Origin of the sequence: Lysobacter panacisoli (assembly GCF_009765165.1) — a bacterium.
In the GTDB taxonomy this organism is placed as follows: domain Bacteria; phylum Pseudomonadota; class Gammaproteobacteria; order Xanthomonadales; family Xanthomonadaceae; genus Lysobacter_J; species Lysobacter_J panacisoli.
Window position 1 is genome coordinate 2,377,251 of record NZ_VLNU01000001.1, and the last position, 25,274, is coordinate 2,402,524.

The following is a 25,274-nucleotide window of genomic DNA, read 5'->3' on the forward strand; positions in this document are numbered from 1 at the left end:
CGGGGCCTTCATCCTTCGCTGTGCCTGATGATCAACAGCAGCCGTGCCCGCCGTGGCGATCGCCGCTATCGGGCGCCACCGCTGCGCCGGTGGTCTCGCCGCGCTGGCTGGCGTGGTGGTGCTCGGCGATCACGCGCGACACGCACGCGGTCACGCGCTTGCCCATCGGGATGTGCAGGAACTCGTTCGGACCGTGCGCATTGCTGTGCGGGCCGAGCACGCCGGTGATCATGAACTGCGCGCCCGGGAACTTCTCGCCGAGCATGCCCATGAACGGGATCGAGCCGCCTTCGCCCATGTACATCGCCGGCTGGCCGAAGAATTCGCGGCTCGACGCATCGATCGCCTTCGTCAGCCACGGCGACTGTGCCGGTGCATTCCAGCCGCTGGAGGACTTCTCCAGCTCGAGCGTGACCTTCGCGCCGTTGGGCGGATCGCGCGTCAGCACGTCCTTGAGCAGCTCGCCGGCCTTCTTGCCGTCCAGCGTCGGCGGCAGGCGCAGCGACAGCTTCACCGCCGTGTGCGGGCGCAGCACGTTGCCGGCCGATGCCAGCGGCGGCATACCGTCGATACCGGTCACCGACAGCGCCGGGCGCCACGTGCGGTTGAGCACGAGCTCGGTGAGGTCGTCGGCCATCGGCGTCATGCCGGGCAGGAACGGGAACTTGTCGAAGATCGCGGTGTTGAGCACCGACGCCGCGCGACGCGCCTGCTCCAGTCGCTCGGGCGGAACGTCGACGAACAGGCCGTCGATGCGGATCTTGCCGGTCGCTTCGTCTTCCAGTCGCGACAGCAACTGGCGCAGCAGGCGGAAGCTCGACGGCACGATGCCGGATGCATCGCCCGAGTGCACGCCTTCCTGCAGCACCTTCACCGTGAAGTTGCCGCCGGCGAGGCCGCGCAGCGACGTCGTGCACCACAGCTGGTCGTAGTTGCCGCAGCCCGAATCCAGGCACACCACCAGCGACGGCTTGCCGATGCGCTCGGACAGATGGTCGACGTACGCCGGCAGGTCGTAGCTGCCCGATTCCTCGCAGGCTTCGATCAGGATCACGCAGCGCGAATGCGGCAGGTTCTGTTCCTGCAGCGCGAGCACGGCGGTGAGCGAACCGAAGATCGCGTAGCCGTCGTCCGCACCGCCGCGACCGTACAGGCGGTCGCCCTTGATCACCGGATTCCACGGACCGAACTCCGGATCCCAGCCGGTCATCTCCGGCTGCTTGTCCAGATGTCCGTACAACAGCACGCAGTCGTCGTTGCTGCCACCGTTGGCGGCGGGGATGTCGATGAAGATCAGCGGCGTGCGGCCTTCCAGGCGCACCACCTCGACCTGCATGCCCGGGATCGGCTGCGCCTTCGCCCAGCGCTCCATCAGCTTGACCGCATCGTCCATGTAACCGTGCTTGACCCAGTCGGCGTCGAACATCGGGGACTTGTTGGGAATGCGGATGTACTCGACGAGCTGGGGAATGATCTCGTCGTCCCATTTGTCGCCGACGTAGCGGTCGACCTTGCTGGTGTCCATGACGAAGGAGCCTCGAATGCGTGGGGATGCCAAGTTTACGCCTACGCGATGCGCGATCCCGTGCGGGATCGGGCATGGAGCGTGCCATTCCGGCGCGTACGGAGCGCCTTCATTCGGATTTCACCGACGCCGGGACGAGTCGCAGGCCGCCATTGCGATGGCGTGAAGGACGATGGGCCGGGCGCCGTGCGCAACCGACAGTGTCGTCACGGCACCGCCACGGCGGCGGCCGCGAACAAGACACCACGCCTTCCGAACGAGGAGCCCGCATGAAACCCGCGTACCAGATCGCCCAGTCCCTGCTGCTGTCCCTGCTGATGGCCAGCCACGCCATCGCGGCGGAGAAGGTCAACATCAACACCGCCGACGCCGCCACCATCGACCGCGTGCTGGTCAACGTCGGGCCCAGCAAGGCCGAGGCCATCGTCGCCTATCGCAAGGCCAACGGCCCGTTCCGCTCGCCGGACCAGCTCGCCCAAGTCCAGGGCATCGGCCTGAAGACCGTGGAGAAGAACCTCGACCGCATCGTCGTGAGCGGCGGCACGCCGCCGCCGCGCGCCGCTCCAGCCACCGGTGCGAAACCCGCCTCCGCACAGAAGGCTCCGCCGCCCGTGCGCCGCTGACCCTCGGGCCGCGCCGTCGGTTCGGGCACCGAACCGCGGCGCCGGTCGCCTCGTGAGGACACGGACGACGGCTAGACTGTGGCGCAGACGAGCTGCGAATACCTCAATGGCCATCGAACGTGTCAGCCGGTCCTGGGTGATCCCTGCCAACGAATACCGCCGGGAGCGCTGGCGCAACCAGCTCGGCTGGACGCGCGAGATCCACGCCAGCCATCTGCCCGGCCCGGCGCCCGATTCGCCGTGGGATTGGCGGTTGTCGATCGCGGAAATCGAGCGTGATTCGGAGTTTTCGGCATTCCCGGGGATAGACCGCGAACTGGTCCTGCTGTCCGGCAACGGCGTGCGTCTGCGCTTCGACGACGGCGAGGCGCACGAGCTGCATCCGCCGCACGAGCGTCTCCGCTTCGCCGGCGAGCGCAAGGTGGTAGGCGAACTGCTCGATGGCCCCACGCACGACTTCAACCTGATGTGGCGTCGCGATCGCGTCAGCGCGACCTTGTGGCACCGCCCGCTGGTCGGTCCGATGGTGCTGTTCGCCGATCCGGGTACGACATGGGTGGTGTACCTGATCGCGGGCCAGGCGCAGTTTGCGGACGAGTCCGGCCTTCCGGCGATGTCGGCGAGCGACTCGGCGATCTTTGCAGCGGGCGACGAGCGCCTGCGCCACGTCATCGACGGCGGTGGCGAGGCGCTGCTGATCCGCATCGAGCCGGTGACGGCGACCGGCTAGTCCTGTGGCGTGACGATGTTGTCGCGCGTGCGTCGCGTCGGCCGTCAGTACACGTCGCGACGATAGCGACCGTCGGCGGCCATCGTCTCCAGCGCTTCCAGTCCCACCGCTTCGCGCAGCACGGCATCGACGCCGGGCGCCATGCCTTCGAGACTGCCGCAGACGTAGATGGCCGCGCCGTTCGTGATCCACTCGCGCAGGCGCGGCAATTCTTCGCGCAGGCGATCCTGCACGTACACGCGTCGCGAGGGATCCTCGCGCGAGAACGCGAGGTCCACGCGCTCGATCGCACCCTCGCGCAGCCAGGCTTCGATCTCGTCGCGATGGTGGAAATCGTGGTCGCGCTCGCGTTCGCCGAACAGCAGCCAGTTGCGGCGATGGCCCGCGACGATCCGTGCTTTCAGCAGTGCACGCAGTCCGGCCAGTCCCGTGCCGTTGCCGATCAGCACCACTGGACGGTCGTCCTGTGGCGGATGGAAGGCGGTGTTGCGGCGGATACGCACGTCGATGGATCCGCCCATCGGCGCATGTTCGGTCAGCCAGCCGCTGCCGCTGCCAAGCCGTCCGTCCGGGTGGCGCATCTGCCGTACCAGCAGTTCCAGGCGTCCGTCGGATGCGAGCGAGGCGATGGAGTATTCACGATGCGGCAACGGCTGCAGCGATTCGACCAGCGCCTGCACGCCGTGTCCGCGCACCTGCGCGATGTCGGGCAGTCGCGAGCGCTGCAGCCACTGCGCGAGCTCCATGCTCTCGTTGTTCGCCTCGATGCGCTGCGTGCCGTCGAAGCCGGCTTCAGCCAGCCATGCGGCGACGTGCGCGGGCGCGTGGCGTGGACCAATCTCGGCGATGTCGCCGGCTTGCCACTGCATGTCGCGTGCATCCACCGGCACTAGCGCGACGTGATAAGCAGGTCCACCGACGCTGCCGCGATTGAGCCAGCGGCGTTCATCCAGGCGCCATGTGCGATAGGCCGGCGCACTCCAGTCGGCGAGCGCGACGTGTCCGGCGATCTGGCCCAGCCGATGCTGCCAGTGACGCAGCGCACCGGCATCGCCCGCATCGACGTCGATCCGATCGAACAGCGGCTGCGCACCGCTGTGGTGCAGCCACTGGTCGAGACGTCGACCGAAGCCGCAGAAGTGGTCGTAGGCGCGATCGCCCAGTGCGAGTACTGCGTATTGCAGGCCGTCCAGTGTCGTCGTCTCGCCCAGCATGTGACGGGTGAAGCCCAGCGCATGGTCCGGCGGATCGCCTTCGCCTGTGGTGCTGGCGATGAACAGTGCACGCCGATGCGCGCGCAGTACGTCGGCATCCACACGTTGCAGCGGCAACGAACGCACCGGCACGCCCGCGCCGCGCAGGGCCTCGGCGGTGTGCTCGGCGACCTGCCGCGCGAATCCGGTCTGGCTGGCCCAGGCCAGCAGCACCCCACCGTCTTCGCCTGCGTCGTCGCCGTTGTTCTCCGTGGCGGCGCGCGAAGTGCGTGCGTCGAACCACGTGCTCACGCACAGGCCGACGAAGGCCAGCGCGACGACGATCGCCAGCACCCAGCTGCCCGCACGCGGCGAGGCGGTCCACCACGGCTCGCTCTGCCAACGCGCGAATGCGATGCCCGCAGCGAACAGCGCGCCCAACATCAGCGCGTTGCCGAACCAAACCTTCAGGGAACGATCCTGCTTCATCAGGCGAGCAACGCTTCGAACGCAGGCGTCATGCGTTCCACCACGTCGCCGTCGCGCGCATCGACGAAGCGCGCCGCCAGTCCGAGCGCCTCCGCCAGTTCGTAGCCCTCGCGCATGCCCAGCACCGTCAACGCCGTGGCCCAGGCGTCGGCGTGCATCGCGTCTGGCGCGGCGACGGTCACGGCAGTCGGCGCATCCGCGACCGCTCGGCCCGTGCGCGGATCCAGCGTGTGGCTCACTTCGCGCCCTTCATGCGAACGGCGATGCCAACGGTCGCCGGACGTCGCGACGGCAAGCGCGTCGAGCGCCAGCACACGCGGTTCGCTCGCGTCGTCCTCATCGCCCGACCAGCCTTCGACGATCACCCGCCACGGCGAGCCGTCGGGTTTGCGTCCATATCCAGCGAGCTCGCCGCCGACTTCGACCAGTGCGCAGTCGATGCCATCCGCGCGCAACTGCGCGGCGACCGCATCCACCGCATGACCCTTCGCGATCGCGCACAGGTCCAGGCGCGTTCCGCCGGGCTGGAGCGCGCGTCGCGTGTCCGCATCGAGCACGACGCGCTGCCAGCCCACCTGTGCACGCACCGCATCCGGCGAGAACGCACCGGCCTGGCGACCGGCGGGGCCGAAGCCCCAGGCATCCACCAGCGGGCCGATCGTCGGGTCGTAAGCGCCACCGCTGGCGTGCGCGACCTTCAGCGCACACGACAGCACCGTCCAGAACTCCTCCGGCAACACGTGCCAGGAACCCGCGGGCGATGCGTTGTAGCGGCTGAGGTCGGAATCCGCTTCCCAATTGCTCATCTGTGCGACGACACGGTCGAGCGTGGCCTGGATGCCGGCATGCACGCGGTGCAGATCGGCATGCGCCGGCGCGACCAGCTTCACCGACCAGCTCGTGCCCATGCTCGCGCCGCCGAGGATGTCGACGGCGCGCGGAGCGTCCACGTTGGAAACGTTCGAAACCACCGTGCTTACTGCGGCAGCACTTCCAGCGTGGCGACGTAGCCGAGGCGACGCTGCTTGGCCTGCGGCACGCTGGTCTTCTTGTCTTCGCTCGTCGCTTCGAGCCAGTACATGCCGGCTTCCGGCCACGTCACCGAGAACTCGCCCTTGGCGTCGGTCTTGACCTTCAACTCGTCCTGCGCGTTGCGGTAGCGCGTGTTGCCGCGCACGATCTCGACGTCGAGACCCGCGGCCGGCTTGCCGTCGATCTGCAGGCGGAACGTCGCCGCCTCGCCCGCGAACAGGTCGTTGGGATGCGTCACCGGCACCAGCTCCAGGCCTTCGCCGCTGGGCTTGAGCGCGGTTTCGCTGGGCGAACCATTGGTGACGAAGGTTTCCACGCGGCTGACCGACTGCGAGACCTGCAGCTTCTTCGCATCCTTCGGCACGCCGGTCGCGAACTCGGCCACCGTGCCGCGCCAGCGCTTGGGCTGGCCGTTCTCTTCCCATTGGCCGATCACGTAGTTGTTGACCACGCCGATGCGGTAGGTGCCGGTCTGCTTGAGTTCGACGTCGAACACCGAACGGTATTTGCCGGTCGCGCTGTTCTGCGGCGCGACCGTGCTGCCGTCGGGCGCGGTGATGGTCAGGTTGTCCGTGCGCAGCGGCACGTGGTTGAAATAGAACAGGTCGTTGGAGACCGCCGCATCGACCGTCACCCACGGGTTGTTGCCAGCGAGCACCGTCTGCGAAGGCTGCAGCCAGGCCTTGTGCGCCTGTGCGGCGAAGGGCAGGGACAGCGCGGCGACGAGGGCCGCGGTGATGAGGGAACGCTTCATGGCGATGCTCCGTGGAGGAAGTCGATGAGAGTGCTGGGCGTCATTCCCGCGCGGGCCCGGACCCAGCGACTGGAGAGGGGGAGGGCACACCGGCCCGGCGCCCCCGCGGGAACGACAAAGAGGAATCAGGAACGCGTGGACAGCGTGACCGTGCCGAGCTCGGCACTGCCCTGCGCCTGGCCGTTGCTGGTGCCGCCCCACTTGAACGGGATCTTCAGCAGCTCGCGACCGCCGACTTCGCGCGCGGCCTCGATCACCAGCGTGTACTCGCCCGGCGGCAGCTTGCCGAGTTCCGGATGCTGGTCGGTGAACTGCAGCGCGTGCTTGCCGACCGGACGCGTCGGACCGGTCACGCCATCCACCGGCACCTTCAGCGTGCGACCGCTGCGGCGCCACCACTGGCGCAGGTCCGGCAGCCACTTGGTGCCGGCGCCTTCACTGGTCGCCTTCTGCTGGTACCACACCGCGAGATTGGCGAGCGCCTTCTGGTCAGCGCCTTCGACCCAGATCGCCACGTACGGGCGGTGGTATTCGGCGACGTTGAGCTGCGGGATCTGCACGTTGAGGTTGATCTCGGCCGAGTACGCCGGCAGCGCGAGCAGGCCGCTCAGGGCGATGGTCAGTTGGACGCGCATGGGAACTCCGTGGGGTGTGGGGTCAGTGGATGAACAGCAATGCGAGCAGCAGCGGCAACGCCAGGCCCAGTGCAACGTAGGGCCAGGTCGCGCGGCGCTGGCGCGCGTGCATCTGCAGCAGGAACAGACCGGTAATGCAGAACACGAGGCAGGCCAGCGCGAACACGTCGATGAACCAGCGCCATGCCGTGCCCGCGTTGCGGCCCTTGTGCAGGTCGTTGAGATAGGCGATCCAGCCGCGCGTGGTGCGTTCGTATTCCACCGCGCCGCTGGCGCGATCGATGCTCAGCCACGCATCGCCACCGGGACGCGGCAGCGAAAGGTAAACCTCGTCGCTCGACCATTCCGCGTTCTGCTTGCCGATCGACACCGGCAGCACGTCGCCGAGCCAGTCCGCGACCGTGCCCGGCAGTGGCGCGTTGCCGTCCTCGCGCGTGCCAAGCGCGCGCAGCACCGAGGCGGGCATCTCGACCTTGCGGTTGAGCGTGTGCGGCTTCGCCTCGATCGCGGAGGAGTGGTTCAGCGTGACTCCGGTGATCGCGAACAGCAGCATGCCGACCAGGCAGATCGCCGAGCTGATCCAGTGCCACGAATGCAGCGTGCGCAGCCAGAAGCCGCGTCGCTGTTGGCGGGCGGCGATGTCGGGCGCGTTGGAGGATGCGGACACGTCGGCCTCAGGTATCGGCCCAGCGCCGCAACAGGTTGTGATAGACGCCGGTGAGCTGCACCAGTGCGGGGTGGTCCGGCACGTCCTGGGTGAGTCGTCGGATCGATACGTCCAGCTCGAACATCATCCGGCGCTGCGCGTCCTCGCGCACCAGGCTCTGGATCCAGAAGAACGAGGCCAGTCGCTCGCCGCGCGTCACCGGCGTCACCTTGTGCAGGCTGGTGCCCGGATACAGCACCATGTCGCCGGCCGCGAGCTTCACCTTCTGCACGCCGTAGGTGTCTTCGATCACCAGCTCGCCGCCGTCGTAGTCTTCCGGCGCGTTGAGGAACAGCGTCGCCGACAGGTCGGTGCGGATCGGATCGGCACCGCCCTCGCTGCGGTCGTAGCGGATCGCGTTGTCGACATGGAAACCGAACGACTGCCCGCCGCTGTAACGGTTGAAGAGCGGCGGATAGATGCGCTGCGGCAATGCCGCGGAGAAGAACGTCGAATTGCGCGCAAGCGCTTCGAGCACGAGGACGCCCAGCTCGCGCGCCACCGGATCGTTCTCCGGCAGCTGCGCATTGTCCTTGGCCATCGCCGACTGGTAGCCGGCGGTGATGCGACCGTCGGCCCAGCCGGCATTCGCGAGGCGGTCGCGGAAATGCGCGACCTGATCGGCGGACAGCACCTGCGGCACCTGCAGCAGCATCTTCGACTCCTTCAATGCGTCCGCCCGGGCATGCCGGGCGGACGAAGCCGGTACGGGCAAATCAGCCCAGGAACCGGGATTAGAACCTGTACGTGGCCTGCAGCACCACCGAGCGCTCGTCGCCCGGGGTCGCCCAGCCGTTGTTGCGGACGCGGATGTAGTACTCCTTGTCGAACAGGTTGTTGGCGTTGAGCTGCAGGCTCAGGCGCTCGTTGACGCTGTAACCGACCATCGCGCGGTGCGTCGTGTAGCCCTTGATCGTGCCCGCGTTGGCGCCGGTACCGGTGTAGTAGTCGTAGCTGCTCTGGTAGGTGATGCCGTAGCCGAAGGTCCACTGCGACAGCTCGTAGGTGGTCCACACGCTGCCCGCGCGTTCCGGCGTGCCGCTGATCGGACGGCCTTCCAGCGGATCGGGATTGGCGGCGGTGTTGCCGCACGCCGTGCTCGGATTGGTCTTGCAGAAGTCCGACACGCCCTGCAGCACTTCGCTGTCGAGCCAGGTCACGTTGGCGAACACCGACCAGTGGTCCGCAAGCTGACCGGCCACGCCGAGCGACACGCCGTCGACACGCGCCTCGCCATCGAGCTGCTGCTCGCCGCTCGGATTGGCCGGGTTGCCCGGATCAGCGACCTTGAACTCCTCGCGGTCGTTGCGGAACACCGCACCGGTCAGCGCCAGGCGCTGGTTGATGTCCCACTTCGCGCCGAATTCGATGTTGACGGCGCTTTCCGGATCGACGTTGCAGTTGGCCGTGCCGGTGGTGCTGGTCGCGGTGCACGAGCCGTTGACCGAAGCCTTCGACGGGGTCTTGCTGTTCGCGTACGACACGTACAGCGTGCCGTTCGCGGCTGGCTTGAAGATCAGGCCCGCGCGGTAGGAGAACAGATCGTCCTCGTTTTCCGACACGGTGCGGCCGGTGACTTGGCCCAGGGTCGGGCTGCCCGCCGTGGTGTTGAAGGTGTACGCGACGCTGTCGCCCTTGTTGTGCTCGTAACGCGCGCCGAGGTTGAGCATCCAGCGCTCGCTGAACTTCAGCGTGTCGAACGCGTAGATCGCCTGGTTGTCCAGGCTGCCCTCGGTGATGCCGCTGCGGATGAAATTGATCGGGCCGGTGTAGCGCGAGTCGGGATCGCTGATCGACATCAGCGGCAGCGTCACCGCGGTGCCGTTGGCGGTGCGGAACAGGTTGCCGGTGTCGAGGTCGAAGTCCTCGCGCGACAGCGACACGCCCGCCACCAGCGAGTGCTCGACCGAGCCGGTGTCGAAGTGCGAGATGACGTCGGTCTGGCTGATCGCGATGGTGTTGCGGGTGTCGCGCTTGAAGCCGCGCGGGCCGCTCGGAAGGTAGGTGTTCGGCTGCATCGTCGTCGGACAGGCGACGCCGGTCGCGGCGTTGATGCCGCTTGCCAGGCACCACGTTCCCTGCGGTGCGTCGACGATGCTCAGCTGGTCGACTTGCTGGTAGCGCGCGAGGCTGCGCAGCGTGATCTTGTCGTTGAAATCGTGCTCGAACACGCCGGTCAGCATGTCGACGTCGATCTCCTGCGTGTCGATGTTGTGGTAGCCGTAGTAGTTCGACGGATCCACGCCTGGCAGCGGACCGCCGAAGGCGCTGAAGTACGGCACGCCGTACTGCGGGACGTTCTCGTCGCTCTGGTGCAGGTAGCTCAGGGTGAAGCGCGTGTCGCCGTCCAGGCCGAACGCCACCGACGGCGCGATGCCCCAGCGCTTGAACTGCTCGTAGTCGCGGCCCGGCGCGTCGTTCTCGTGAACCATCGCGTTGACGCGGAACGCCGTGCCGTTGTCGAAGTCGGTGTTGCTGTCGACGGTGATGCGGCCGAAGCTGTCGGTGCCGACGCCCGCGGTGACGTTGGTCGAATCGCCGGTGCGCGCGCTCTTGCTCACCAGGTTGATGTTGCCGCCGACCGAGCCTGCGCCGGAGTAGACCGAGTTGGCGCCGTTGACCAGTTCGATCGCGTCGAGGTTGAAGGTGTCGCTGCGCGAGTACTGCGCGCTGTCGCGCACGCCGTCGGTGGTGATGTCGCTGTTGGCGTTGAAGCCACGCAGCGTGATGCTGTCGCCGTAACCGCCGCCGCCTTCGCCCGCGCCGAAGGTGATGCCGGGCAGAGTGCTCAGCACGTCGCGCAGGCCCAGCAGGTTCTGCTGGTCCATCACGTCCTTGGTGATGACGGTGATCGTCTGCGGCGTATCGAGCAGCGGCTCGGTGTACTTCACCGAGGACGGCTTCTCGACGTACTCGCCGTGCACTTCGATCTTGTCCAGATCCTTGGCCTGCGGCTCGCCGGCCGGGTCGGCCAGCACGGGCGTGACGACGGCAAGGGCGAGGGCGCCGGCGAGCGGCGAGACGACGAACTTCCTGTTGGACATGTTGATCCCGATGTCGTGGTGCGGCGGGGGCCGCGGCGGACGACAATCTTAATGAGATCGATTCGCATTTACAACGAAAAGTGAACGCGCCGCGACGAACGGCCCGGTTGGATCAGCCGATGGGCATCGATGGTGCGGGGGGCGAGAGGCTAGACCGAGTTCGAGCGGGAACGGCTCACCGGTGGGGTGCGCCGAGCCGATCAGGCGTAATCGAGGCAGATCAGCCGCGATCGTCGCGGGTCCAGACCCCGCCGTCCTCGACCTTCACCGGGAAACGCACGACCGGCTCGTAGGCCGGTGCGCATAGAGCGCGGCCGTCGCGCACGTCGAACTTGGCGCCGTGCAGGACGCATTCGACGGTGGCTTCGTCGCCGTCGTAGTTGCCGGCCGACAGCTCGAAGTCCTCGTGCGAACACTTGTCCTCGAGGGCATAGAAGTCGCCGTCGTAGTTCACCACGAGGATCGGCGTGTCGCCGTCCCAGGCCACCGTGCGCTCGCCCGGCAGCAGTTGCGAGGTTGCGCAGACGAACACCCAGCCGTCGCTCACAGTGCCTTCTCCAGCACCTCGAAGCGCAGGTCGTCGCGTTTGGGTTCGCCGAAGCGCGCGTCGCCGTAGGGGAACGGCTTCTTGATGCCGGTACGACGGTAGCCGCGACGCTCGTAGAACGCGATGAGTTCGTCGCGGATATCGATGACGGTCATGCGCATCGCCGGCAGGCCCCAGTCTTCGCGAACGAGGCGCTCGGCTTCGGCGATGACGACTTTGCCGACGCCGCCGCCCTGCTGCGTCGGCTGCACCGAGAACATGCCGAAGTAGCCCGCGCCCTCTTCGTCCGCAACGTGTGCACAGGCGATCAGTTCGTCGCCATTCGCACCGCGGCGTTCGGCGATCAGGATCACGCTGCGCGATCGGTCGATACAGGCCTGGATGTCGTCCGGACCGGTGCGGCGTCCGCCGAGCATGTCGGCCTCGGTGGTCCAGCCCTGCTTGCTGGCGTCGCCGCGATAGGCGGACTCGACCAGCGCGACGAGCGCGTCGATGTCGGTGAGGGTGGCGTGGCGGAAGCGGAGGCCGGCGTGCGCGGGCGAAGGGGCGATCGTGTTCATCCGAGCAGTTTACGCACCTTGCGCAGTGCCGCGACGAAGGCATCGACCTCGTCATGGGTGTTGTAGAAAGCCAGCGACGCGCGGCAGGTCGCGGGTACGCCGAAGTGCTGCATGAGCGGATGCGCGCAATGGTGGCCGGAGCGGATCGCCACGCCTTCCAGGTCGAGAAGCGTCGCCAGGTCGTGCGCGTGCGCGCCTTGGACCAGGAAGCTGATCACCGCCGCCTTGTCGCGCGCCTGGCCGAAGATGCGCAGGCCATCGACCTTCGACAGTTCCTCGGTCGCGTGCGCCAGCAGTTCCTGTTCGCGCGCCTCGATGTTCTCCATGCCCAGCGCGGACAGGTAATCCACCGCCGCGCCCAGGCCGATGAAGCCGGCGATGTTCGGCGTGCCCGCTTCGAACTTGTGCGGCGGCTCGTTGAACACGGTGCCTTCGAAACGCACTTCCTTGATCATCTCGCCACCGCCGATGAAGGGCGGCATCGCGGCGAGGTGCTCGCGACGCGCCCACAGCGCGCCGGTGCCGGTCGGGCCGGACATCTTGTGGCCGGTGATCGCATAGAAATCGCAGCCGATCGCGGCGATGTCGAGCGGGCGGTGCGGTGCGGCCTGCGAGCCGTCCACCGCGGTGACGATGCCGCGCTTGCGTGCTTCGCGGCAGATCTCGCGCACGGGATTCACCGTGCCCAGCACGTTGGAGACGTTGGTCAGCGAGAGCAGTTTCACGTCCGGCGTGAGCAGCGAATACAGCTGCGCCAGGTCGAGTTCGCCGCGTTCGTTGAGCTCGGCCACCTTGATCGTCGCGCCGGTGCGCTGCGCGACGAGCTGCCACGGCACGATGTTGGCGTGGTGCTCCATGCGCGTGAGCACGATCGAATCGCCCGGCTGCAGGCGAGGTAGCGCCCACGAATACGCGACCAGGTTCAGCGCGAAGGTGGTGCCGCTGCACAGCACCAGCTCGTCGCCGCGCACGTTGAAGAACTTCGCCAGTTTCGCGCGCGCGCCTTCATAGGCGTCGGTCGCTTCGGTGCCGAGCGCATGCACGGCGCGACTGACGTTGGCGTTGTGATTACGATAGAAATCGTCGACCGCTTCGATCACCGATTCCGGTTTCTGTCCGGTGTTGGCCGAATCGAAATAGATCAGCGGCTTGCCGTGGACTTCGCGCGTGAGCAGCGGGAAGTCGGTGCGGACGCGGGCCCAGTCGACGGCAGCGGTGGAGGAAGCGGGGAGGTTCATGCGGACTCCAGTCGGGCCAGCGCGGCATCCAGACGGACTTCGAGCGCGCGGCGCAGGTCCGCGTCGGCGGACATCACGGCGAGCGTTTCGCGACAGAACGCCGCGGTCAGCAGGGCGCGCGCCTGGTCGGCCGGAACGCCACGGCTGCGCAGGTAGAACAGCGCGGTCTGGTCGAGCTGGCCGACAGTCGCGCCGTGCGCGGCCTGTACTTCGTCGGCGTGGATCTCGAGCACCGGCTGGGTGTCGATCTCGGCGCCTTCGCTGAGCAGCAGGTTCTTGTTGGACAGCGAAGCAGCGGTGCCGTCGGCGCCTTCGCGGATCAGGATGCCACCGTGGAACGCGGCCTTGGAGCGGCCCGCCGCCATGCCGCGCCAGGTCAGTTCGCACGAGGAGTCACGACCGACGTGATCGATGCCCAGGCGCGTGTCGAGGTGGCGCTTGCCGCTGGCGAGCAGTACGCCATTGGCGTGCAGGCGCGCGGACTGGCCGTGCAGGGCGACGTTGAGTTCGTGCCGCGACAGGCCAGCGCCGAGTTCGAGGTCGATGCGGCGGTACTCGGCATCCTTCGCCAGCACCGCATCGGTGCGCGCCATCAGCGTCGCGCCCGTGGCCTCGTCCTGTACGCGCGCATGGCGCAGGGTGGCGGCTTGACCGAGATGCACATGGGTCAGGTGGTTGGCGAGATGGTTGTGCGCGCCGTCGCCGATGCAGTGCTCGACGAGCGTGAGCGCGGCGCCGTCGCGCAGCTCGACGAGGTGGCGAAGATGCCATGCGCGATCGCCATCGGCCGTCGCGCCGATGAAGACCAGGTGGATCGGCTGGCTCGACTGCACGCCGGCGTCGGCGCGCAGCACCACGCCGTCGTCGGCGAGCGCGGCGTTGAGGCGGGCGAAGATCTCATCGGCGCGATCGAAACGGCGCGCGAGGAAGTTGGCGTCGCGCGGCTCGCCGTCGACCAGAACCTGCGAGAGCGGCAGCAGGCGCACGCCGTCGGGGAGTGCGGCCAGATCGCTGTGCGCGGCGTCGAAGCGTCCATTGACGAAGACGATGCGCGGGCCGGCGATGTCTGCGAGCAGGGCGGTATCGAACGACGGCGCGGCGCCGGGAGACGCGAACGCGCGTCGTTCCAGCGAGCGCAGCGGCGTGTACTTCCACGCTTCCACGCGCGCGTGCGGGATGCCGTCGCGCAGCACGGCATCGAGTGCTGCGCGGCGACTGTCGCCGAGCCCGGCGGCGTCGCGTGCGGGCAGCGAGTCGAAAGCGGCCGCGAAGGAGTCGAGCAGGGCGCTCATGTCAGGCCGACTCCGGTGCGATGCGATCCTTGACCCACGCGTAGCCGTGCGCCTCGAGTTCCAGCGCCAGTTCGGGGCCACCGGTCTCGACGATGCGGCCGTCAGCGAGCACGTGCACCACGTCCGGCTTGATGTAGTCGAGCAGGCGCTGGTAGTGCGTGATCACGAGGAACGCGCGGTTCTGCGAGCGAAGCGCGTTGACGCCGTCGGCGACGGCCTTGAGCGCGTCGATGTCCAGGCCCGAGTCGGTTTCGTCGAGGATCGCCAGCTTCGGTTCGAGCAGCGCCAGCTGGAAGATCTCGTTGCGCTTCTTCTCGCCGCCGGAGAACCCTTCGTTGACGCCGCGATGCAGCAGTTCGTCCTTCAGGTGCAGCACGGCGAGCTTGTCGCGCACCAGCTTGAGGAACTGCATCGAGTCCAGTTCCGCCTCGCCGCGCGCCTTGCGCTGCGCGTTGAGCGCGGTGCGCAGGAAGTAGGTGTTGTTCACGCCCGGGATCTCGACCGGGTACTGGAACGCAAGGAACACGCCGGTCGCGGCGCGCTCTTCCGGTTCCAGCGCAAGCAGGTCGCCGCCTTCGAACGTGACGGTGCCGGCGGTGACCTCATAGCCCTCGCGTCCGGCGAGCACGTTGCCCAGCGTGGACTTGCCCGCGCCATTGGGACCCATGACGGCGTGCACCTGGCCGGGTTGCAGCTCCAGCGAGAGGCCCTTGAGGATCTCCTTGCCGGCGACGGAGACGTGGAGGTTTTCGATCTTCAGCATGTTCGTTTCCAGTTGTTTTGCTCCCTCTCCCCTGTGGGAGAGGGTTGGAGGGAAGGCGCCACGCGCATCCCTCATCCGTGCTTCGGGTGCCTTTCCCCGCGAGGGGTGAAGGCGTCAGCCGACCGAACCTTCCAGGCTCACTTCCAGCAGCTTCTTGGCTTCCACCGCGAATTCCATCGGCAGTTCGCGGAATACGCTCTTGCAGAAGCCGTCGACGATCATCGACACCGCGTCTTCTTCGCCGATGCCGCGCGAGCGGCAATAGAACAGCTGGTCCTCGCTGATCTTGGAGGTCGTCGCCTCGTGCTCGACAGTCGCGCTGGGATGCTTGACCTCGATGTACGGGAACGTGTGCGCGCCGCACTTCTTGCCGATCAGCAGGCTGTCGCACTGCGTATGGTTGCGCGCGCCCTCGGCGTTGCCGAGCACCTTCACCAGGCCGCGGTAGGTGTTCTGGCCGCGGCCGGCGCTGATGCCCTTGCTGATGATCTTGCTCTTGGTGCGCTTGCCGACGTGGATCATCTTGGTGCCGGTGTCGGCCTGCTGGCGGTGGTGGGTGAGCGCTACCGAATAGAACTCGCCGACCGAATCGTCGCCGAGCAGCACGCACGACGGGTACTTCCAGGTGATCGCCGAACCGGTCTCGACCTGCGTCCAGCTGATCTTGCTGCGCGCGCCGCGGCATTCGCCACGCTTGGTCACGAAGTTGTAGATGCCGCCGACGCCATTCTCGTCACCCGGGTACCAGTTCTGCACCGTCGAGTACTTGATCTCCGCGTCTTCCAGCGCGACCAGTTCGACGACCGCCGCGTGCAGCTGGTTCTCGTCGCGCATCGGCGCGGTGCAGCCTTCCAGGTAGGAGACGTACGCCTTCTCCTCGCAGATGATCAGCGTGCGCTCGAACTGGCCGGTATGGCCGGCGTTGATGCGGAAGTAGGTGCTCAGTTCCATCGGGCAGCGCACGCCCTTCGGGATGAACACGAAGCTGCCGTCGGAGAACACCGCCGAGTTGAGCGCGGCGAAGTAGTTGTCGCCGGTCGGCACGACGCTGCCGAGGTACTTCTTCACCAGTTCGGGGTACTCGCGGATCGCTTCGGACATCGAGCAGAAGACGATGCCTTTCTCGGCCAGCTCCTTGCGGAAGGTGGTGCCGACGGAGACCGAATCGAACACCGCATCGACCGCGACGCCGGCCAGCTTGGCGCGCTCGTGCAGCGGCACGCCGAGCTTCTCGTAGGTATCCAGCAGTTCCTGCGGGACTTCATCGAGCGAGGCGTACTTGGCCTTCGGCGCGGAGTAGTAACTCAGCGCCTGCAGGTCGATCGGGGCGATGTTGAGCTTGGCCCAGTGCGGCATCGGCATGGTCAGGAAGTGCCGGTACGCATCGAGGCGCCACTGCGTCATCCACTCCGGCTCGTCCTTCTTGGCCGACAGGGCACGGATGATGTCCTCGTCGAGGCCGGGCGGGAGGCTGTCGGATTCGATGTCCGTGACGAAGCCGGCCTCGTACTTGCGCCCGAGCTGTTCATGGATTTCGCGGTTTTCTAGGATTTCGGTGGCCATGAGGGCTGCCTACTCGTTATGCCTGGGCCAGGTGCAGGTCGATGCGCCGGGCCGGTGATCCGGGTGGGGGCGGGGGAAGGAGCATCTGCGCCAGGGTGACCCCGCGCAGTGCATCGATCACCACGTCGTTGATGCGTCGCCAGTTGGCGCGGACGCTGCAGGACTGCTCGATGCCGCAATTGCCCGTGTGGACGCTGCATTCGGTCATGCCGAGCGGGCCTTCCATCGCCTCGACGATCTCCAGCAGGCCGATCGCGTCGGCCGGCCGTGCCAGGCGGTAGCCGCCGTTGGCGCCGCGGAAGCCTTCCACCAGTGCGGCCTGCGCCAGCGGCTTGAGCACCTTGGCGACCGTGGTGGTCTCAAGGCCCGCACGCTCGGCCAACTCGGATGCGCTGAGGACGGCATCCGGATCGTGGGCCAGGACGGTCATGACGACCGTGGCGTAGTCGGTGAGCTTGGTGACGCGGAGCATTTTTCGCTGGGGGAGAGCTAATCCGTACCGGAATTGTACGGTTTCGGGGCGTCGAGTCCAAGGGGCCGGGGACGGGCGGTTCCGGGAAGGTTGGGGATCGGGGCCGTGGGGGCGGGATCGATGCGGTCGCGGATGGGTTCCCCGACCGCGACATGCGAGCCTGCGATGCGGCATCGATCGCACACGTCGTGCACGTGATGGACACGCGATGGCTATGTCCCGGCGATCCGTACAAAATGTCCGCTTTCCTCGAAACCGGATCCGTGCATGCCCCGCAAGATCGTCGCCCGTCGTTCCGCCATTCACGGCAACGGTGTCTTCGCCGTCGCCCCGATCGCCAAGGGCGAGCGCGTAGTCGAATACAAGGGGCGTCGCCGCACCCACGAAGACGTCGATGCCGGTGAGAGCGGCGACATCGATTCCGGCCACACCTTCCTGTTCACGCTGAACGACGAATACGTCATCGACGCGAACTTCGAAGGCAACACCGCGCGCTGGATCAACCACAGCTGCGCGCCGAACTGCGAGGCGGTCCTGGACGAGGACGACGGCGACGACCGGACCCGCGACCGCGTCTTCATCGAGGCGATCCGCGACATCAAGCCGGGCGAGGAGCTGTCGTACAACTACGGCATCACGCTGGCCGAGAAGCACACCGCGGAACTGAAGAAGATCTGGGAATGCCGCTGCGGTTCGCGCAAGTGCACCGGCACGATGCTGCAGCCCAAGACCCCGGCCAAGGCGAAGAAGAAGCCCGCCAAGGCCGCCAAGGGCAAGAGCGCGAAGAAGGCCAAGAAGGCCAAGGTCGCGAAGAAGCGCTGATCGCCCCGTACCATCGGGCAATGGCGGTGTCACACGGGCACCGCCACACTGCGCCGATGCGCGCCGCCCGGCGTGCTTTCGCCCAAGCATCCGGAGTCACGCATGAGCACGTCCTCCAACGCCCTTGAAGGCAAGACCGCGCTGGTCACCGGCGCGGCCAGCGGCATCGGTCGCGAGATCGCCTTCGAACTCGCGCGCGCCGGCGCGGCGGTGGTCATCGCCGACCTGAACGTGCACGGCGCGCAGGCCGTCGCCGCGGAGATCGAATCCGCCGGGGGACGCGCACTCGGCGTCGCGATGGATGTCACCGACGAGGCCGCGGTCGAGGCCGGCGTGGCGCAGGCCGCGCAGCGCTTCGGCGGCGTCGACATCCTCGTCTCCAATGCCGGCATCCAGATCGTCAACCCGATCGAGCAGTTCGCCTACGCCGACTGGAAGAAGATGCTGGCGATCCACCTCGACGGCGCCTTCCTCACCACGAAGGCCGTGTTGCCGCACATGTACGGCGCGGGCGGCGGCGGCAAGAGCCGCGGCGGCACCGTGATCTACATGGGGTCGGTGCATTCGCACCTGGCCTCGCCGCTGAAGTCCGCCTACGTCACCGCCAAGCACGGCCTGCTCGGCCTTTCGCGCACCCTGGCAAAGGAAGGGGCGAAGCATGGCGTGCGCAGTCATGTCGTGTGCCCGGGCTTCGTGCGTACGCCGCTGGTGGACAAGCAGATTCCCGAACAGGCGAAGGAACTGGGGATCAGCCAGGAAGAGGTCGTCAGCCGGGTGATGCTCGGCAACACCGTGGATGGCATCTTCACCACCGTCGAGGACGTGGCGCGGACCGTGCGCTTCCTCGCGGAATTCCCCACCGCCGCGTTCACCGGCCAGAGCTTCGTCGTCAGCCACGGCTGGCACATGCAGTAAGCGGCCGGCACAATCCGCCACCAGTCTCCGATGCAGGCGGGTGCGGAAAGGTTTGCATGACTTCCGCCATTCGGTGATGCGCGCCGGGACGACTAGGCTGCGCGTCGCCCGGGTCGTTCGCGTCCCGCGCCAGCTGCGAAGCTGAAGCACCCGCACGGAACGCCTGGGGAGCGCTGAACGCGCATCCGCGACGCCCGTGCTGGCGACGATGGCCTCCCGAGATCCCCCGCCCGATGCGTGTCCCGCTGACCCTGGCCATCCTGGCCGCCCTGTCCGCTCCGGTTTCCGCCGTGGAGATCGACGGCCGCGTCGATCCGGCCGAATGGCAGGGCGCGCGCCACGTGACCGACTTCCGCAAGGTCCAGCCGCTGTCGCTGGATCCGGCCTCGTTGCCGACCGAGGCGTGGATCCTCGCCACGCCCGAAGGCCTGGCGATCGCGTTCCGCAACCAGCAGCCCGCGAGCGTGCCGCGCACCCGCCAGCGTGTGCAGCGCGATTTCGAGGAACAGGTCGATCGCGTCAACCTGATGATCGATTACGACGGCGACGGTCGCACCGGCTACAACTTCACCGTCTCGTCCACCGACGGCATCGCCGACGCGGTGATCACCAACGAAAGCCAGTTCAACGACGACTGGGACGGCAACTGGCGCCACGCCGTCAGCGAGGACGACGAGTACTGGTACGTCGAGATGCTGATCCCGTGGTACATCGCGCCGATGCGCGAGGGCCGCGACGGCACGCGCACGGTCAAGATCTACCTTGACCGCGTGATCGGCTCCACCGGTGAGCGTTCCGCCTGGCCGGGCGCGAGCTTCCAGCGTCCGCGCTTCCTGTCCGACTTCGCGCCGGTGGAGATGCCGCAGTACAGCCAGTCGCTGCTGGCGATCACGCCCTACGCGTCGGGCCTGTACGACAACGTCAACCATTCCAGCGACTTCGACGGCGGCGCCGATCTCTTCTGGAAGCCGAACGGCCAGTTCCAGCTGTCGGCCACGCTGAACCCGGATTTCGGCCAGGTCGAGAGCGACGACCTCGTCGTCAACTTCGATGCGACGGAGATCTTCATCAGCGACAAGCGCCCGTTCTTCACCGAGAACCAGGGCATCTTCGAATTCACCACGCCGTCGGACTACAGCCAGCTGCTGTACACGCGCCGCGTCGGTGGCCCGGCGGACGACGGCGATGGCGCCGGCGACATCACCGCGGCGGTGAAGCTCAACGGCAGCATCGGCGCGACCAAGTACGGCGTGTTCGCCGCCGACGAAGCCGATGAAGTCGGTCGCACGTTCGGCGCGCTGCGCGTGGTGCGCGACATGGACAAGCAGAACCTCGGCGCGATGGTCACCCACGTCGACCGTCCGTTCCTCGATCGCGACGCGACCGTGATGGGCGTGGACCACAACTGGCGCCCGAGCGCGCGCGTGAGCGTGGAAACGCGCCTGATCGGCAGCCAGATCGACGAGTCGGGCCGCACCACCGACGACACCGGCGCGACGATGTGGGTCAACTACGAGATGGACCACGGCTGGCGCCAGCGCTGGCTCGCGATGCACTTCGGCAACGAGCTGGAGATCAACGACTTCGGCTACCTGCAGCGCAACAGCACCAACTACTTCAACTGGGAAGTGCTGCGTCGCTTCACCGACCTGCCGGCCGATTCGCGCTACTCGTCGAAGGACTGGCGCGGACGCATCAGCGGCACCGACAACGACCACGGCGATCGCCTGCAGCGCCAGCTGCGCATCAGCCGCGAGGGCAACCTGCGCAACGGCAGCTACGAATACGCGCAGATCAACATCAACACTTCCGGCGTCGACGATCTGCTCACGCGCGGCAACGGCCTGGTCGACAAGCCGTCGAGCTTCAACGCGTACTTCGAGTTCACGCGTCCGCGCAAGGGCGACTGGGCGTGGGAAGTAGAAGCGGACCTGTTCAGCGGCGGCCTCGCCGGCAACGACAAGGTCGGCTACGACTTGCGCGTCCAGCCGACGTACTTCATCAGCGACGCCTTCAGCGTGTACCTGGGCGGTTACTACGAGCGCATCCCGAGCTGGCTGGTGTGGCAGAACGACAACCTGATCGGCGAATTCAACGAGCACATGCTGCAGCTCGACGCCGGCATGGACTGGACGATCACCAGCAAGCAGGAGCTGCGCGTGAAGCTGCAGGCCATCGGCCTGGACGCCGACCTGGAGCAGGCGTACCGGGTGGCGCAGAACGGCGCGTCGATTCCGACCGACGAACCGGTCGAGGATTTCAGCGTCAGCAACCTCGGCTTCCAGATCCGTTACCGCTACGAACTGGCGCCGCTCTCGTATCTGTATGTGGTCTATGGCCGCGGTGGTTTCGACCAGCAGCCGTTCGCCGATGGCGCGGACCGCGCGCTGCGCGACAGCATGGACCTGCGCGACGACGAGCAGTTGCTGGTGAAGCTGAGCTATCGGTTCGAGCTGTAAGGCTTCAGCCGTGATCCCCGCGAAGGCGGGGATCCTTCAGCGCGGTGACGACCACGCCTCCACCCACTGCGCTGGCGTCAGGATGTCGAGCGAACACTCGCGTTGCATCCGCCGCGCGAGCTTCAACAGCGCGTCGTCGCGACTGAGCAGCCATCGTGCCTCGCAGCCGGCAGCGAGCTCCAGGAACTTCTGGTCGTCCGGATCCGCGCAGCGGGGCAAGGGATTCGATTCCGTGCGCGGGAATGTCCCCACGCGCATCACGGCGTCATAGTCGGACAGACACGTCGCGCGCGTCGCATCGTCGAGTTTCAGTACGGGGTAGGCCAGCACGCGCTGCCATTCGTCGCGACAGGCTTCATCGGTGACGCCGGACAACGCACCGGAACGTAGCGCATCGCGCAGCGGCGCGACGCGCGGATCGGCGAACACGAACAGGTCGAGGCAGACATTGGTGTCCAGCACGATGCGCGGCGGACCGCGTTCCGCGCCGGACGCGATGGTGCTCACTGCTCGACTTCGCGCAGGTCCGCCGTGCCGATGCGCCAGGCGCGTTGGTCCGCCGTCGCGCCGTCGACCACGCTGCGACGCAATGTGTACGCGCCGACGAAGCGCTGCTGGCGGCCGTCGGCATGCGTCGCGGTGAGCGCCACCGGCACTTCGATATAGCGCGAGCCCGCTGCCGCATCGACCTGCCCCGGCGCGAGGATTTCGATCGACACGCCCGTGGTATCGGCGAAACCGCCGGCGAACTGCTCCGCGCTCTGGCCGCTGGCACGGCCACCGTCGGACCACAGCGCGTGCGCAGCCGCGTAGTCGCGGCGGTTGATCGCCGCGTAGTAGTCGCGGATCACCCCGACCGCGTCCTGCACGGTGGGTTCGCTGGTCGCTTCCGCTGCAGCAGTGTCGGGTGCTTCCGTCGTGGATTCACCGGTGCCCTCAGGCAGGATCGGGTTGCCGTTCTCGTCCAGCGCGACCTCGCCTTCGTCGGGCTGCGGAAGGCCGATCTGGCCCGGGCCCGGTTTGTCGGGCATGCCGGTGACGCCACCGCGCGCACCTTCGGGCGTGGGCAGCGTTTCGGCGTTGCCGTCCTTCGATGCGGGCCCGGTGGTGGCCTTGTCGCCGCAGGCCGAAAGCGTGGCGCACAACGCCAGCGCGGTTACGAGGAAACGCAGGTGCATGTTCACTGATCCAGGTGGACGACGACGGTGCCCTGTTCGATCGTGGTCGTGCCGATGCGACGCGAGCCGAGGCGGTCGAGCAGGCTGTTGTCGAGGCGATAGACCGGCTCCTGCCGTGCGTATTCGCCGAGCCATGAATTGAGCAGCGCACGCGAACTGGCGTTCATCGCGCCGCCCAGGCCGGGTACGTTCACATCTTCGATGCGCGGCTCCTGCAGGTGCAGGCCGCGCGTGCCGGGGTCGTAGCGCAGCGCGCTGGTCAGCGCGAAATGGCCGTCGGGCCGGCTGCTGTCGCTGCCGAGCGCGGACACGCCGAGGTCGAAATCCACACGCAGGCGACTGGAGCCTTGCGGGATCGACACACGCGGGTTCATCAGCGTCATCGAGACCAGTCCGCCGAGCTTGTCGTAATGCTTGGGGAAATTGCGGTCCAGCGAATGCTGCAACTGCATCGGCGTGAAGCGCACGTCGTTGCCGAGCAGGGCGCCCAGGCTGGTGCAGGCGGCGAGTGCGACGCCGAACGCGGCGGCGACGAGGATTCGGGAAATGCGGCGCGGGTACATCCGGGGCTCCACGGGTATGCCGGGACGATACCCGCGCCGCATGAACAAGAACAGGACCGATGCGCACGACCACTGCTGGTCCGCCCGGTCGCATCCCCGTCGCGCGCGGGTGGTTATGGGGTCGATCCTAACGTCCGTGCCTGCGGCGCATGGTGGCGAGCCGACCAGCGGTCGCGGCTTCAGGCCCGCTGCTGGATCGCAAGGCGCAGGCCCAGGCCGATGAACAGCGTGCCGGTCGCGCGCTGCATCCAGCGTCCGCCACGACCCGCGACACGGCGGCCGAGGCGACCGACCGCGACGCTGAGGAACACGTCGTTGCACAGCCCCACCAGTGCGAGCAATGCGCCGAGCACGAGGAACTGCAGCCACACCCAGCCGCGTTCGGGATGCACGAACTGCGGCAGGAACGCGAGGAAGAACAGCGCGACCTTCGGATTGAGCACGCCGGTCACGACCGAACGCAGGTAGACGCCGCGCCCCGACGTCGCGGCCGGCGGTGTGCTTTCGGCCGGCGCCTCGCCACTGCGCCAGGCCTTGATGCCGAGCCAGATCAGATACGCCGCGCCGAGGTACTTGATCGCCTCGAACGCCAGCGCCGACGTGGCCAGCACCGCCGACAGGCCCAGCCCCGCCGCGACCGCATGCAGCAGCGTCGCGGTCTCCAGTCCCAGCCCGGCCTGCAAGCCGCGACGCATCCCGCCGGACAGGCTCTGCGCGACGATCCACGCGGTTCCCGGCCCGGGCAGGATCACCAGCACCGCCGCGGCGGCGAGGTAGGCGAGCAGGGTCTGGGTGTCGAACAGCGGCATCGCGGTGGTCCGTAGGAGCAGAATGTCAGACTACGCGCCGGGCCGAAGTCGTGCGCGCCAGCGCACGCGATGCAGCGTTCCGCGCAAAGTCGGGTGCGATGTCACGGCGAGGAAGCCTTGGCCGGAGTCGACGTCCCTCGACCCTGCAGAGGCAGCGGCGGCGGTGCGCGGCGGCTGCCGGCGTAGCGCGCGTAGTCGCGGTAGAGCGTCTGCACCGTCGGCGTGCCGTCGAGGTCGTGCGCGACCTTGCCGCCCGAACGCGGCTTCAGCACCGCGAACCAGCGGTGCGCGCCGACGATGTCCTGGTCGGTGAGCGGCCGCCCCTTGGCGTCGGTCGCGATCACCGACAGCGTCACCGCATGGTTCACGTTGCCGCCGATCGCATACAGCCGCCGGCGGTCCGTGTCGGTTTTCACCACCAGATCGCAGTGCAGCGCGTTGGAATCGCTGTTGCCGCTGCGCACATCGGCGATGGAGGCGAAGGTGGCATCGCCGCGCGCCGTACACAGCAGGTCGCCCGCGGCTGGCGTTGATTCGGCAAGGTCGTACGCGACGTACAGTTGCGAGGAATCCTGTCCGTCGCGTGCGCGCACCGCGGCGCGCACGTAGTCGATGTGGCCACCGCTGCGCTGGAACTGCGCGGTCGACAGCCCGGCCTCGCAGGCGAGCCAGGAAATGAATGCCGCCGACCACGGCATCGCCCAACCGGCTTCGTGCCAACCGTAGTTGACGATGCTCTGCACGCGCATCGCTTCCTCGTTTCCGGTCGCGGCCCAGTAGCCGGCGATGGTGCCCTGCACGGCGGCGTCGTCTTCCATCAAACCCAGGCGCGGCGCCTGGCGCAGCACGCGGCTGCCGATGGAAGCGTTGCGGCCGGGCGAGATGATCTCGACCACGCCGTCCGGCTGCGGCACGCGCGGCACGATCGCCGACGGTTCCACCGCCATGTCCAGCACGGGCAAGCCGAAGTAGGCCCATTCGGCGGCGGCAAGGTCGATCATCCGCGTGCGCGGATCGCCGCGCGGCGGGATCGATGGACACGAGCTGATCGCGATGCGGTAGCCCGCCGCGCGCGCCGGCACATAGCCGTTGCCCGAGCGCCGGTACATCGGTTCGAACGAGTTCGGACCGACGCGCACCATCATCGGCGGCGCGTCCTCGCCGCGCGACCAGGTCACGCGCAGCGCGGGATCGGGGAAACCGGTGGGACGCGGAAACGCGGGGATGGCCCGACTGGCGTTCTGCTGCGCGCACACCGGCGCGAGCAGCAGGATCAAGGTGAGCGCGGTGGCGAGAATCCCGAAGCTCGATCGCATGAGCCGCTCCCGGTTGGCTGGGAGCAGCTTGCGGACTCCAGTGTGA

Annotated in this window: 24 protein-coding genes and 1 pseudogene; 5 read left to right on the top strand and 20 right to left on the bottom strand. The window is 67.7% G+C overall.

Annotation, left to right across the window (positions count from 1 at the left end):
- Positions 1 to 31 precede the first annotated feature (31 nt).
- On the bottom strand, positions 32 to 1,525 hold the full coding sequence (locus FOF45_RS11145) for a M20 family metallopeptidase (RefSeq protein ID WP_158984858.1): 1,494 nt from the start codon (positions 1,523 to 1,525) through the stop codon (positions 32 to 34).
- 269 nt (positions 1,526 to 1,794) lie between these two features.
- On the opposite strand from FOF45_RS11145, the gene FOF45_RS11150 reads away from it, so the two are divergent.
- Both FOF45_RS11150 and FOF45_RS11155 read left to right on the top strand, forming a co-directional pair.
- A complete protein-coding gene (locus FOF45_RS11150) occupies positions 1,795 to 2,148 on the top strand; it encodes a ComEA family DNA-binding protein (RefSeq protein ID WP_158984860.1) in 354 nt (117 codons plus the stop codon).
- Positions 2,149 to 2,254: 106 nt separating this feature from the next.
- Positions 2,255 to 2,878: a HutD/Ves family protein gene (locus tag FOF45_RS11155; protein WP_158984862.1), complete on the top strand. Its 624-nt coding sequence runs from the start codon at positions 2,255 to 2,257 to the stop codon at positions 2,876 to 2,878.
- Positions 2,879 to 2,922: 44 nt separating this feature from the next.
- Here FOF45_RS11155 and FOF45_RS11160 read toward each other — a convergent pair whose 3' ends face one another.
- The 14 genes from FOF45_RS11160 to FOF45_RS11225 all read right to left on the bottom strand — a co-directional run bounded on the left by FOF45_RS11160 (position 2,923) and on the right by FOF45_RS11225 (position 17,166).
- The gene (locus tag FOF45_RS11160; RefSeq protein WP_158984864.1) at positions 2,923 to 4,560 is read right to left on the bottom strand and encodes a flavodoxin domain-containing protein; all 1,638 of its coding nucleotides are present in this window, start codon (positions 4,558 to 4,560) and stop codon (positions 2,923 to 2,925) included.
- Positions 4,560 to 5,468, bottom strand: coding sequence for an FAD:protein FMN transferase (locus FOF45_RS11165; protein ID WP_158987447.1), 909 nt, complete (start codon positions 5,466 to 5,468; stop codon positions 4,560 to 4,562). Before FOF45_RS11165 ends, FOF45_RS11160 begins: the two co-directional genes overlap by 1 nt.
- A 68-nt stretch (positions 5,469 to 5,536) precedes the next feature.
- Positions 5,537 to 6,346, bottom strand: coding sequence for a DUF4198 domain-containing protein (locus tag FOF45_RS11170; RefSeq protein ID WP_158984866.1), 810 nt, complete (start codon positions 6,344 to 6,346; stop codon positions 5,537 to 5,539).
- 125 nt (positions 6,347 to 6,471) lie between these two features.
- On the bottom strand, positions 6,472 to 6,981 hold the full coding sequence (locus tag FOF45_RS11175; RefSeq protein WP_158984868.1) for a DUF2271 domain-containing protein: 510 nt from the start codon (positions 6,979 to 6,981) through the stop codon (positions 6,472 to 6,474).
- Positions 6,982 to 7,003: 22 nt separating this feature from the next.
- Positions 7,004 to 7,648, bottom strand: a complete 645-nt coding sequence (locus FOF45_RS11180) for a PepSY-associated TM helix domain-containing protein (RefSeq protein ID WP_158984869.1) — start codon at positions 7,646 to 7,648, stop codon at positions 7,004 to 7,006.
- A gap of 7 nt (positions 7,649 to 7,655) precedes the next feature.
- Positions 7,656 to 8,342, bottom strand: coding sequence for a Fe2+-dependent dioxygenase (locus FOF45_RS11185; protein WP_158984871.1), 687 nt, complete (start codon positions 8,340 to 8,342; stop codon positions 7,656 to 7,658).
- A 79-nt stretch (positions 8,343 to 8,421) separates the two neighbouring features.
- Positions 8,422 to 10,731 carry a TonB-dependent receptor gene (locus FOF45_RS11190; RefSeq protein ID WP_158984873.1) on the bottom strand — a complete coding sequence of 770 codons (2,310 nt, stop codon included), beginning with the start codon at positions 10,729 to 10,731 and terminating at the stop codon, positions 8,422 to 8,424.
- A gap of 220 nt (positions 10,732 to 10,951) precedes the next feature.
- Positions 10,952 to 11,278 (bottom strand): non-heme iron oxygenase ferredoxin subunit, encoded by a 327-nt coding sequence (locus FOF45_RS11195; RefSeq protein ID WP_158984875.1) that lies wholly within the window; start codon positions 11,276 to 11,278, stop codon positions 10,952 to 10,954.
- A complete protein-coding gene (locus tag FOF45_RS11200; RefSeq protein ID WP_158984877.1) occupies positions 11,275 to 11,838 on the bottom strand; it encodes a GNAT family N-acetyltransferase in 564 nt (187 codons plus the stop codon). Before FOF45_RS11200 ends, FOF45_RS11195 begins: the two co-directional genes overlap by 4 nt.
- Positions 11,835 to 13,076: a cysteine desulfurase gene (locus FOF45_RS11205; protein ID WP_158984879.1), complete on the bottom strand. Its 1,242-nt coding sequence runs from the start codon at positions 13,074 to 13,076 to the stop codon at positions 11,835 to 11,837. Before FOF45_RS11205 ends, FOF45_RS11200 begins: the two co-directional genes overlap by 4 nt.
- Positions 13,073 to 14,368: a Fe-S cluster assembly protein SufD gene (gene sufD / locus FOF45_RS11210; RefSeq protein WP_158984881.1), complete on the bottom strand. Its 1,296-nt coding sequence runs from the start codon at positions 14,366 to 14,368 to the stop codon at positions 13,073 to 13,075. The genes FOF45_RS11205 and sufD overlap by 4 nt, the downstream gene beginning before the upstream one ends.
- 1 nt (position 14,369) lies before the next feature.
- Complete coding sequence (gene sufC, locus FOF45_RS11215) at positions 14,370 to 15,131, bottom strand: Fe-S cluster assembly ATPase SufC (RefSeq protein WP_158984883.1); 762 nt, start codon at positions 15,129 to 15,131, stop codon at positions 14,370 to 14,372.
- Between the two features lie 114 nt (positions 15,132 to 15,245).
- Positions 15,246 to 16,694: a Fe-S cluster assembly protein SufB gene (gene sufB, locus FOF45_RS11220; protein WP_158984885.1), complete on the bottom strand. Its 1,449-nt coding sequence runs from the start codon at positions 16,692 to 16,694 to the stop codon at positions 15,246 to 15,248.
- Between the two features lie 16 nt (positions 16,695 to 16,710).
- Positions 16,711 to 17,166, bottom strand: coding sequence for an SUF system Fe-S cluster assembly regulator (locus tag FOF45_RS11225; RefSeq protein ID WP_158984887.1), 456 nt, complete (start codon positions 17,164 to 17,166; stop codon positions 16,711 to 16,713).
- Positions 17,167 to 17,433: 267 nt separating this feature from the next.
- Between FOF45_RS11225 and FOF45_RS11230 the strand changes: the two are divergent.
- From FOF45_RS11230 to FOF45_RS11240, 3 genes and pseudogenes are all read left to right on the top strand, one after another.
- A pseudogene (locus FOF45_RS11230) lies at positions 17,434 to 17,895 on the top strand (SET domain-containing protein); the annotation flags it as partial.
- Between the two features lie 195 nt (positions 17,896 to 18,090).
- Complete coding sequence (locus FOF45_RS11235; RefSeq protein WP_158984891.1) at positions 18,091 to 18,903, top strand: 3-hydroxybutyrate dehydrogenase; 813 nt, start codon at positions 18,091 to 18,093, stop codon at positions 18,901 to 18,903.
- Positions 18,904 to 19,136: 233 nt separating this feature from the next.
- Positions 19,137 to 21,362 carry a DUF5916 domain-containing protein gene (locus tag FOF45_RS11240; protein WP_158984905.1) on the top strand — a complete coding sequence of 742 codons (2,226 nt, stop codon included), beginning with the start codon at positions 19,137 to 19,139 and terminating at the stop codon, positions 21,360 to 21,362.
- A gap of 36 nt (positions 21,363 to 21,398) precedes the next feature.
- On the opposite strand, the gene FOF45_RS11245 is transcribed toward FOF45_RS11240, so the two are convergent.
- From FOF45_RS11245 to FOF45_RS11265, 5 genes are all read right to left on the bottom strand, one after another.
- Positions 21,399 to 21,869 carry a PIN domain-containing protein gene (locus FOF45_RS11245; protein WP_233264131.1) on the bottom strand — a complete coding sequence of 157 codons (471 nt, stop codon included), beginning with the start codon at positions 21,867 to 21,869 and terminating at the stop codon, positions 21,399 to 21,401.
- Positions 21,866 to 22,540 carry a Cif family virulence factor gene (locus tag FOF45_RS11250; RefSeq protein WP_158984907.1) on the bottom strand — a complete coding sequence of 225 codons (675 nt, stop codon included), beginning with the start codon at positions 22,538 to 22,540 and terminating at the stop codon, positions 21,866 to 21,868. The genes FOF45_RS11245 and FOF45_RS11250 overlap by 4 nt, the downstream gene beginning before the upstream one ends.
- 2 nt (positions 22,541 to 22,542) lie before the next feature.
- Positions 22,543 to 23,103 carry a DUF1439 domain-containing protein gene (locus tag FOF45_RS11255; protein ID WP_158984909.1) on the bottom strand — a complete coding sequence of 187 codons (561 nt, stop codon included), beginning with the start codon at positions 23,101 to 23,103 and terminating at the stop codon, positions 22,543 to 22,545.
- A gap of 179 nt (positions 23,104 to 23,282) precedes the next feature.
- Positions 23,283 to 23,912, bottom strand: a complete 630-nt coding sequence (locus FOF45_RS11260; RefSeq protein ID WP_158984911.1) for a LysE family translocator — start codon at positions 23,910 to 23,912, stop codon at positions 23,283 to 23,285.
- 101 nt (positions 23,913 to 24,013) lie between these two features.
- A complete protein-coding gene (locus FOF45_RS11265) occupies positions 24,014 to 25,228 on the bottom strand; it encodes a DUF2272 domain-containing protein (RefSeq protein ID WP_158984913.1) in 1,215 nt (404 codons plus the stop codon).
- Positions 25,229 to 25,274: the final 46 nt, after the last annotated feature.